Raw genomic sequence first — 9235 nt, 5'->3', positions numbered from 1 at the left:
GCTGCCCTCGTCCTGCTCCAGCTCGAACACGGTCGCACCGCCTGAACGAAGATCACAAAACGTCACGAGACATTACCGAGAAGAGTTCACTGGGCGTACCGCCCGACACCCGGCCGCCGGGCGATCTTCAGCGCCGTCTCGCATTCTGTTTCGGAGATTGCCTTCGCTGATGAAGGAAAAAGGAGGACTGTCATGGCCAGCAGTACGGAAACCGGTGACATCACCGGCACCAGGGACAAGGACTACAACCTCATCTGGTTCGTCGAGGCCTGTCTGAGCAACGCCCTACGGATGGAGACCTACATCCAGGACGCGGAACGGGAGAACGACACAGAGGTCCTGGAACTGTTCCGCAAGGCCCAGGCCGACAGCCGCAAGGGAGCAGAACTGGGCAAGCAGCTCCTGCGCACCCGGCTCGGCGGCTGACTCAGGCGCCCTGGGGCGGGCCAACGTGACAAGGCCCCCCCGGGCCGACGGGCCTTGTCACGTTGGCTGAGGGGTGATCGTCCAAGGCTGTGTCCGGGGCGCCGACGCCGGGTCTGGGTCGGACATCGGCGGGCTGTGCGGCGGTGCCGGTGATCTGGTGCCGGCCTACCCACCACGGCCTGACCTCAGACCCGAACCGCAAGCCCGCCACGCCCCGACCACGTCATCAGACACCCACACACCCCACTGATCAGGCACGCAGGCTGTGAAGTGGAGTCGCCCGAAGGGATCAGGGGCGCTGCTGATCAGACACTTCCGCGGTGGGGGTCCTGGAGCCGGTCGTCGGCCGGCCCGAGTCCGCTCCCTGGAGCGGTACGTCCGCCCCGGCGCCGACACGGTCGCGGCCCGCGGCGCCGCCTCCGGCCCGGCCGCCCGCCGGAGGGGCTGGCCGCGGTCCACTTCGGCAAGCCTTTGACGGACGCCCCACGAGCCGGTGCTCGGAACTGGGCGTCGCTGCGGGCGGACGCCTTCAGCGGCCGGCGGCAGTGCCGGCACCGGCGCACGACGGGGCCGGCGGGGTTTCGGCCTGCGGTGCCCCCGCAAAGGGACTAGCGTGATCCACAGAGCAGTCGTGGTTCCGAAGTCGTTCGCCCGCGGTCACCTTGCCCGCGGGTGCATTGCTGTGCAGCCCGCTCCGGACCAGGCGATCACCTCCGGACCCGCACCGCGCGGGCCCGAACCCCCTCGAAGGAGACAGGCATGGCCAAGGGCACCGTGAAGTGGTTCAACGCGGAGAAGGGCTTCGGCTTCATCGCCCAGGAGGGCGGCGGCCCGGACGTCTTCGCCCACTACTCCAACATCACCGGGCAGGGCTACCGCGAACTGCAGGAGGGCCAGCACGTGGAGTTCGACATCACCCAAGGCCAGAAGGGCCTTCAGGCGGAGAACATCCGCGTCGTCTGACCCAGCGCCCGAACAGGCCCGGCGCCCTCCACGGTGCCGGGCCTCCGTGTCGGGCCGCGCTCACCCTGACGCCGAGCGCATCCCCACCACCCCGATGCTGCCGGCCCGCTCCCGCCACGCCTCCGTCCGTTCCCTGGAGCGGTACGTCCGCCCCGGCGTCGACGTGGTCGCCCGGCATGTGGCCCAGCGCGACCCGGCCGCCCGCCGCCGAGGCTGAACGCGCAGGGACCCCGGCGGCTGGCCGGGGCCCCTGCGCGTTCACGTGAGGTGTCAGTGGTTGTCGGCGAGTTCGCCGGTGAGCTTGCCGTGGAGGTCGGCACTCGGGTCGTTCAGACCGGTGATCTCGACGGTCTTGCCGCGCTGGGCGTACTTCGTCTCGATCGCGTCCAGGGCGGCGACGGAGGAGGCGTCCCACACGTGGGCGGCGGACAGGTCGATGACGACCCGGTCGGGATCGCCGGCGTAGTCGAACCGGCCGACGAGGTCGTTGGCGGACGCGAAGAACAGTTCGCCCGTCACCCGGTAGACCACGGTGGTGTGGTCGGGGTCGGTGACCGCGGTGACCTCGGCGAGGTGGGCGACGCGCTTGGCGAAGACGACCATCGCGGTGATCGAGCCGACGACGACACCGATGGCGAGGTTGTGGGTGACGACCACGCACGTGACGGTCACCACCATGACGGTGATCTCCCCGGTCGGCATCCGCTTGAGTGTCTTCGGCGCGACGGAGTGCCAGTCGAAGGTCGCGAACGACACCATGACCATCACCGCGACGAGGGCGGCCATGGGGATGTCGGAGACGACCGGGCCGAAGACGATGCACAGCACCATCAGGAAGGAGCCCGCGAGGAACGTCGACAGGCGGGTGCGGGCGCCGGACACCTTCACGTTGATCATCGTCTGGCCGATCATGGCGCAGCCGCCCATGCCGCCGAAGAAGCCGGTGACGATGTTGGCGATGCCCTGGCCGATGGACTCGCGGGTCTTGGAGGAGTGGGTGTCGGTGATGTCGTCGACCAGCTTGGCGGTCATCAGCGACTCCATCAGACCGACCAGCGCCATCGCGAACGCGTACGGGGCGATCGTCGTGAGGGTGTCCAGGGTGAACGGTACGTCCGGCAGGCCCGGCACGGGCAGGGAGGAGGGCAGTTCGCCCTTGTCGCCGACCGTGGGCACGGCGATCCCCGCCGCCATCGTGACGACGGTGAGGATCACGATCGACACCAGCGGGGCCGGGATGACGGTGGTGACCTTCGGGAAGAGCACCATCAGCGCCAGACCGGCGGCGATCAGCGGGTAGACCGGCCAGGGCACGTCGGTCAGCTCCGGTACCTGGGCCATGAAGATGAGGATCGCCAGGGAGTTGACGAAGCCCACCATCACCGAGCGCGGGACGAACCGCATCAGCTTCGCGACCCCGAGTGCGCCCAGGACCACCTGGAAGACGCCGGCCAGGATGACCGCGGCGACGAGGTGGCCGAGGCCGTGCTCGCGGTTCAGTGGCGCGATCACGAGGGCGACGGCGCCGGTGGCGGCGGAGATCATCGCCCGGCGTCCGCCGACGACGGCGATCGTGACGGCCATCGTGAAGGAGGCGAACAAGCCGATCGCCGGATCGACCCCGGCGATGATGGAGAAGGAGATCGCCTCGGGGATCAGGGCGAGCGCGACCACCAGGCCGGCCAGTACCTCGGTGCGCCAGACCTTGGGGTCGCTCAGCCAGTCGGGCTTGAGGCCGCGCAACCGGGTGGTGGGAGCCAGTGCGGAAGAAGACAAGGGAGAAGGAACCTGTCGTGCTCGGGCACACCCCTACGGCAGGCCGGGGCGTGCGGGAGGACGCGGAGGGGCCGGACCAGCACCCCGCGGGGTGGCTCCATGAGCGCGGAGCCGGAAGTCGAGAAGAGGAAGGAGCGGGGTCCGCGCAGACACACGGCCGGGCTCACATCCGGGGGCGAAGCGTCACGGCGGGCAGGCGGTGCCGGGCGTCAGGGGCTCGCGCACGCTTGTCTCCTGCAAGAATCGAAACTTCGCCGGGGGCGGCATCGGCCCCGACACGGCAACGGCGGGACAGCGGCCAGCCACCCTCACCACCAGCAACTCTACCCTAACGTTAGAGTAGAGATTGGCGGCGCCCCCGGGCCGAGACCGCCGACGACGAGAAGGGCCAGAGGATCACGGGCGTGGACAGCAAGCACATGCAGATCGGCGAGGTCGCCGCGCGCACGGAGCTGTCCCTGCGCACCATCCGGCACTACGAGGAGACCGGCCTGGTCGCCCCCTCCACCCGCTCCCAGGGCGGCTTCCGCCTCTACACCGAAGCCGACGTCGTCCGGCTCATGGTCATCCGGCGGATGAAACCGCTCGGCTTCACCCTGGACCAGATGCGCGACCTGCTGGACGCCACCGACCGCCTCGACGCCGGCACCGGCCTCGACGCCGACGAGCGGGACGCCCTGCTGGAGCGCGTACGGACCTACCAGCGGGCCGCCGCCGAGCAGGTGGAGAAACTGCGGGTCCAGCTGGCCCGCGCTGAGGACTTCGCCGCCACCCTGGGCGCCCGACTGGAGCAGAACGCTCCGGCCGCCCGTGTCTAGGAACCACGGGCGTCACGTCTGGGCCGGTACCGCCTCGTCTTGCGGGCTGCGCGGGCCGGGCACCGTCGCGGCCGTGGCGGTCAGGTCCGGCCCCAGGCGGCTGTTCATGTCCAGCTCGAACCGGCCGTAGATCTCCTTATCCGGACACCTTCGAGTGGCTTCTGAAGCGGCGCCGCTACGGGGCGTGCAGGGCTCTGGGCACAATGCCGGTGATTTAGCATGTTTTCCGGCTGATTGAAGTCGCTCTGCTCGGCCCGACCAGCCGGACCGTCGGGGTGTCCGGCCGTGGTGGGCCATGGCGCTCGGCTCGTTTGAGGGCCCAGTTCGACATCTTGCGTTTGATCACGCGGGGGTTGGAGCGCAACCGCCTTGCGGGCAGCAGCCATTCGGCGATCTCACGCAGGCTCTGGGCGATGGACCGGGCCAGTCGCGAGGGGGGAAAGCACCGCCTGCCCGGTGACGCGGCGGCGGACGACGCGAAGAGTGCGGGTGAAGGAGATCCGGTCGGGATCGTGCCCGGCCTTGAGGGCGGCCCGGTGCATCAGGTCCCGCAGCGCGTGGTGGACCAGCAGGAACGCGGGCGTTGTCACGTTGGTGAGTGCGTGGGTGTCTGACGGCGCGTTGGGGCGTGGTGAGGGCCGGGGTTCGGGCCGGTGTTCAGCCCTGGGTGGGCAGGCCGATGTTCTTGGTGATGTGGTCCCAGAGGGTGAACCGGATGGTCATCTCGAAACGGTGTTCGGCGGCGGTCATCAGGTGTCGGCGGGGTCGGAAATGAGGTGAGATGCCGCTGAACGCGGCCAGGAACCGCTCGGCTCCACCGATGCTGCGGAAGCCCTTCGTGGCCCGTTCGCGCTGCCGCGTGGGCTGGTGGGAGTTCTCGGCCCGGTCGTTCAAGCCCCTATGGGAGCGGTGCTCGACCGGGGGCATCAGCTCCCGGTGGGCGGTGCCGTAGGAGCGGAGCTTGTCGGTGACCATGACCCCGGGCACCCGCTGCTGCCTCCTCATGGGCTTGGCCAGGAACCGCTTGGCGGCCTTGGCGTCCCGCCTCGGCTGGACCAGGATGTCCAGCACGGTGCCGTCCCGGTCGACGGCCCGCCACAGATACTGCCGCACACCGTTGATCTTGACGAACACTTCGTCGAGATGCCACGTGTCGCCGGGCCGGGGCCGACGGCGGCGCAGTCCGTCGGCATAGGCCTGGCCGAACGTGGCGCACCAACGGCGCACGGTCTCGTGGGAGGCAAGCACGCCGCGCTGGAGCATGAGCTCTTCGACCTCGCGGAACGACAGCGGGAAGCGGAAGCACCGCCACACGCAGTAAGAGATCACCTCGGCCGGATACCGAGGCCCCCTGTACGACGGCGCACTGTCCACCGAGGATCCCTCCCAGCCTGATCAACCCGGAGATCATCCCACCCGGTCAACCAACGTGACAGCGCCCATAAGCGGCATGGTGCTCGGCGTGGTGCAGCTCCAGGATCTCCGGCGTGATGGCCGGAGCGAGAGCGGAGTAGTCGTACGGCAGGTCCGGAAGCGCGTAGGCGCCCATCAGGCACAGCCCCTTTCCAGGTGGTGATCGCCGGAAGCCGGCTCGCCCTTATTACGACCTGGCTGCAACAGCTACCTAGGTGCATCAACACGGCATGGCGGGGTCGGCCTGTCAGCTTTCGGCAGCACGGCACCATGAACGGTGCGTCCTTCCCGAGAGGTGATCGTCTTCTCGCCCGACACCCGCCGGTCCCGGCCGGCCCCGTCTCCGCGCCGCAGGGCCGCGCCCACTCCCCCGGGCCGCCTCCCGGCCTCGGGGAACACGGGACCGCGCTCCCTCAGCGACCAGGCCCTCCGGCTCCTCACGGAGGGCGGGGACGAGGATGAAGCGGGCGGTGTGATACTTCGTCGCGGTCTTCCCGCCGCGGGTGCGGCACGGAATCCCGGCGGGGCCTCACGCTTCGGACCGGAACGTTCTACCGCGTGTGCGGCTTGATCGGGCGCCAAGTCCACCCCGGCAGCGGGTCAGGACTGTCGCGCGGAACGCCGGGGTTTTGAGAGGTTTTCTGCGAACAGCGACCTGCGGAACGTGATCGTTCCCGGCCTCTCGCGGAACTCGCGCAACCGGCCATCGGTGAGAGCGACGGCGCCCGCTCCCCTACAGACCGGCGGGCGCCTCTGCGGTGGCGACTGCGGGGGTGTCGCGGATTCCCATGCGCAGGTGCTCGACGTGGTAGAGCGCCTGGTCGAGGAGCTCGGCGACGTGGTTGTCGTAGAGGGCGTAGACGATCGAGCGCCCGTGGCGTTCACCGGTGACCAGGCCGAGGTTGCGCAGCAGGCGCAGCTGGTGGGAGCAGGCGGAGGCTTCCATGCCGACGGCGTCGGCGAGGTCGCCGACCGAGCAGGGGCCTTCCTGGAGCCGGGCCAGGATGTACAGCCGCGAGGGGGTGGCGAGGGCCTGGAGGGTGGCGGCGACGTCGGTTGCCCCCGCCGCGTCCAGTCGCTCGCGCGGGGTGGCGTTGTTCCTGTCGTCGGCTCCGTGACCCATGGCACCCATCCTAGCGATGACACATGAAGATCTGTTCAAATATTCCTGTATGGTGAGGTCGTTGCCCCGCCCACCCGCGAAGGGTTGCTCCGTCATGTCCCCTGTCCTGGACCAGCGGCCCGCGCCGGCCACCGCCGGGCCGCGTCCCGCCCCGCCGCGGCGCCGCACCCGCATCCTGGCGCTGCCGGAGGCCCGGTGGGCGCTCGCGGCGCTGGTGCTGTTCCTGCTCGCCCTCCCGCTGTACCTGCTGGACGGTCCGGCCTGGCTGTGGGGGACGCTGTTCGCCGCCACCTACATCACCGGCGGCTGGGAACCGGGCTGGGAGGGGCTGAAGGCCCTCAAGGACAAGACGCTGGATGTGGACCTGCTGATGGTCGTCGCGGCGCTCGGCGCCGCCGCGATCGGCCAGATCCTGGACGGTGCACTGCTGATCGTCATCTTCGCCACCTCCGGCGCCCTGGAGGCGGTCGCCACCGCCCGCACCGCGGACTCCGTGCGCGGCCTGCTCGACCTCGCCCCCTCCACCGCGACAAGGCTCCTGCCCGACGGCACCGAGGAAAGCGTCGACGCCGCACAGCTGAAGGTCGGGGACACGATCCTGGTGAGGCCCGGCGAGCGGGTCGGCGGTGACGGCCAGGTCCTCGCCGGAGCCAGCGACGTCGACCAGGCCACCATCACCGGCGAACCGCTGCCGGTGGCCAAGCAGGCCGGGGACGAAGTGTTCGCCGGCACCGTCAACGGCACCGGCGCCCTGCGCGTGCGCATCGAGCGCGACCCGGCGGACTCGGTGATCGCCCGGATCGTGGCGATGGTCGAGGAAGCCTCCGAGACCAAGGCCCCCACCCAGCTGTTCATCGAGAAGATCGAGCAGCGCTACTCGATCGGCATGGTCATCGCGACCCTGGCCGTCTTCTCCGTCCCGCTCGCCTTCGGCGACGAGTTGCAGCCGGCCCTGCTGCGGGCAATGACGTTCATGATCGTCGCCTCGCCGTGCGCGGTCGTGCTCTCCACGATGCCGCCACTGCTGTCCGCGATCGCCAACGCCGGACGCCACGGCGTCCTCGCGAAGTCCGCCGTCGTGATGGAACGCCTCGGCCAGATCGACACCGTCGCCCTCGACAAGACCGGCACCCTCACCGAGGGCGCCCCACACGTCACCGACATCCGCCCGCTGCCCGGCAGTGCCCTGACCGAGGACGAGGTGCTCGCCCTCGCCGCCTCGGCCGAACACCCCAGCGAGCACCCGCTGGCACGCGCCGTCGTGGACGCCGCCCGCGAACGCGGTCTGGTTCTTGCCGACGCCGACGGCTTCGCCTCCGTCCCCGGCCAGGGCGTCACCGCCACCGTCGCCGGCCACACCGTCCAGGTCGGCTCCCCCACCCGGCTGCTGCCCGCCGACGCCGACCCGGCCCACCAGAAGGTGGTGCGGGAGCTGGAGGAAGCCGGGCGTACCGCGGTGGCGGTGCTGCGCGACGGCACACCGGTGGGGGTGCTGGGGATCGCCGACCGGCTGAGGCCGGACGCCGTCGCCACCGTAGCCGCACTCACCCGCCTGACCGGCCGCACCCCGGTGCTGCTGACCGGCGACAACGAGCGCGCCGCGCGGCACCTGGCAGCCGAGGTCGGCATCACCGACGTCCGCGCCGGGCTGCTGCCCCAGGACAAGGTGGCCGCCGTCAAGGAGTGGGAGGCCGAGGGACGGCGGGTGCTGGTCGTCGGCGACGGCGTCAACGACGCACCCGCGCTGGCCGCCGCCCACTCCGGCATCGCCATGGGCAAGGCCGGCTCCGACCTCGCCCTGGAGACCGCCGACGCCGTCGTGGTCCGCGACGAGCTGGCCACCATCCCCACCGTCGTGCACCTCTCGCGCACCGCCCGCCGCCTGGTCCTCCAGAACCTGGCCATCGCCGGGGTGTTCATCACCGCCCTGGTCGCCTGGGACCTGCTCGGCACCCTCCCGCTGCCCCTCGGCGTCGCCGGACACGAGGGCTCCACCGTCCTCGTCGGCCTCAACGGCCTGCGCCTGCTGCGCGAGGCCGCCTGGACCAACCCCGCCAAGGACACCGCATGAGCAAACGCACCCGCCGTGCCGCCCCCGCAACGGGAGCGGCACGGCCCACCGTCACCGTCTGCCGCGGCTGCTGCTGCGGCACCCCCAAGATCGGCGGCCTCGACCACACGGCCCAACTGCGCGACCTGCGCCAGGCCGTGGACGGCGCCGCGACCGTACGAGTCACCAACTGCCTCGACGCCTGCGAACGCGCCAACGTCATCGTCGTCCAGCCCTCCACGGCCGGCCGCAAGGCCGGCGGGCGCCCCGTCTGGCTCGGCCTGGTCAACGACCCCGACGCCACCACCGACATCACCACCTGGATCAAGGGCGGCGGCCCCGGCCTGGCCGACCCGCCCGGCATCCTCGACCTCTACACCTTCCAGCCCTCCCGCCGTATCCGGCACGAACTCGAAGACTGACCCGCCCGCCGCCAAACGCAGCGGCAGGCACCCCTCATTCCGGCGTCGCCAGCCTGCTCACCACAGCGTCAGCACGGAGCCGGAACTCGGCCCCACGACACCCGACACACCGCCAGACACTCACACCCTCAATAACGTGACAGCGCCGTCCCACCTCGTCCACCGGCTGCGGCGCCGGCCGTCCGCCGCCGACGTGGCGCTTCTCGGGGTGCAGCTGTGCTCCGCGGTCCACTACCTCCACGGT

Annotated in this window: 9 protein-coding genes and 2 pseudogenes; 6 read left to right on the top strand and 5 right to left on the bottom strand. The window is 70.7% G+C overall.

What is annotated here, in order from left to right; all coding sequences use genetic code 11:
* Positions 1-192 precede the first annotated feature (192 nt).
* The 3 genes from AB0I73_RS38850 to AB0I73_RS38840 all read left to right on the top strand — a co-directional run bounded on the left by AB0I73_RS38850 (position 193) and on the right by AB0I73_RS38840 (position 1606).
* Positions 193-426 (top strand): hypothetical protein, encoded by a 234-nt coding sequence (locus tag AB0I73_RS38850; RefSeq protein WP_363045114.1) that lies wholly within the window; start codon positions 193-195, stop codon positions 424-426.
* A 759-nt stretch (positions 427-1185) separates the two neighbouring features.
* The gene (locus AB0I73_RS38845; protein WP_363045113.1) at positions 1186-1389 is read left to right on the top strand and encodes a cold-shock protein; all 204 of its coding nucleotides are present in this window, start codon (positions 1186-1188) and stop codon (positions 1387-1389) included.
* A 46-nt stretch (positions 1390-1435) separates the two neighbouring features.
* Complete coding sequence (locus AB0I73_RS38840) at positions 1436-1606, top strand: PmrA (RefSeq protein ID WP_363045112.1); 171 nt, start codon at positions 1436-1438, stop codon at positions 1604-1606.
* Positions 1607-1659: 53 nt separating this feature from the next.
* Here AB0I73_RS38840 and AB0I73_RS38835 read toward each other — a convergent pair whose 3' ends face one another.
* Positions 1660-3150 (bottom strand): SulP family inorganic anion transporter, encoded by a 1491-nt coding sequence (locus tag AB0I73_RS38835; protein WP_363045115.1) that lies wholly within the window; start codon positions 3148-3150, stop codon positions 1660-1662.
* A 419-nt stretch (positions 3151-3569) separates the two neighbouring features.
* Between AB0I73_RS38835 and AB0I73_RS38830 the strand changes: the two genes are divergently transcribed.
* The gene (locus AB0I73_RS38830; protein WP_363045111.1) at positions 3570-3983 is read left to right on the top strand and encodes a MerR family transcriptional regulator; all 414 of its coding nucleotides are present in this window, start codon (positions 3570-3572) and stop codon (positions 3981-3983) included.
* 395 nt (positions 3984-4378) lie between these two features.
* Here AB0I73_RS38830 and AB0I73_RS38825 read toward each other — a convergent pair.
* The 4 genes and pseudogenes from AB0I73_RS38825 to AB0I73_RS38810 form a co-directional block, all read right to left on the bottom strand.
* Positions 4379-4561, bottom strand: a pseudogene (locus AB0I73_RS38825) (IS4 family transposase); the annotation flags it as partial.
* A gap of 79 nt (positions 4562-4640) precedes the next feature.
* Positions 4641-5357 carry an IS6 family transposase gene (locus tag AB0I73_RS38820; protein WP_363045110.1) on the bottom strand — a complete coding sequence of 239 codons (717 nt, stop codon included), beginning with the start codon at positions 5355-5357 and terminating at the stop codon, positions 4641-4643.
* Between the two features lie 67 nt (positions 5358-5424).
* Positions 5425-5532: pseudogene (locus AB0I73_RS38815) on the bottom strand (superoxide dismutase); the annotation flags it as partial.
* Between the two features lie 597 nt (positions 5533-6129).
* Positions 6130-6519 (bottom strand): metalloregulator ArsR/SmtB family transcription factor, encoded by a 390-nt coding sequence (locus tag AB0I73_RS38810; protein ID WP_363045109.1) that lies wholly within the window; start codon positions 6517-6519, stop codon positions 6130-6132.
* A gap of 94 nt (positions 6520-6613) precedes the next feature.
* Between AB0I73_RS38810 and AB0I73_RS38805 the strand changes: the two genes are divergently transcribed.
* Together AB0I73_RS38805 and AB0I73_RS38800 are read left to right on the top strand one after the other, a co-directional pair.
* Positions 6614-8590: a heavy metal translocating P-type ATPase gene (locus AB0I73_RS38805; RefSeq protein ID WP_363045108.1), complete on the top strand. Its 1977-nt coding sequence runs from the start codon at positions 6614-6616 to the stop codon at positions 8588-8590.
* Positions 8587-8991, top strand: a complete 405-nt coding sequence (locus AB0I73_RS38800) for a (2Fe-2S) ferredoxin domain-containing protein (RefSeq protein WP_363045107.1) — start codon at positions 8587-8589, stop codon at positions 8989-8991. The genes AB0I73_RS38805 and AB0I73_RS38800 overlap by 4 nt, the downstream gene beginning before the upstream one ends.
* The last annotated feature ends 244 nt before the right edge of the window (positions 8992-9235 follow it).

It is taken from the genome of Streptomyces sp. NPDC050388 (assembly GCF_040655635.1).
Lineage (GTDB): Bacteria > Actinomycetota > Actinomycetes > Streptomycetales > Streptomycetaceae > Streptomyces.
Note: the sequence above shows the minus strand (reverse complement) of the source record. Positions and strands in the feature narration are given on the sequence as shown.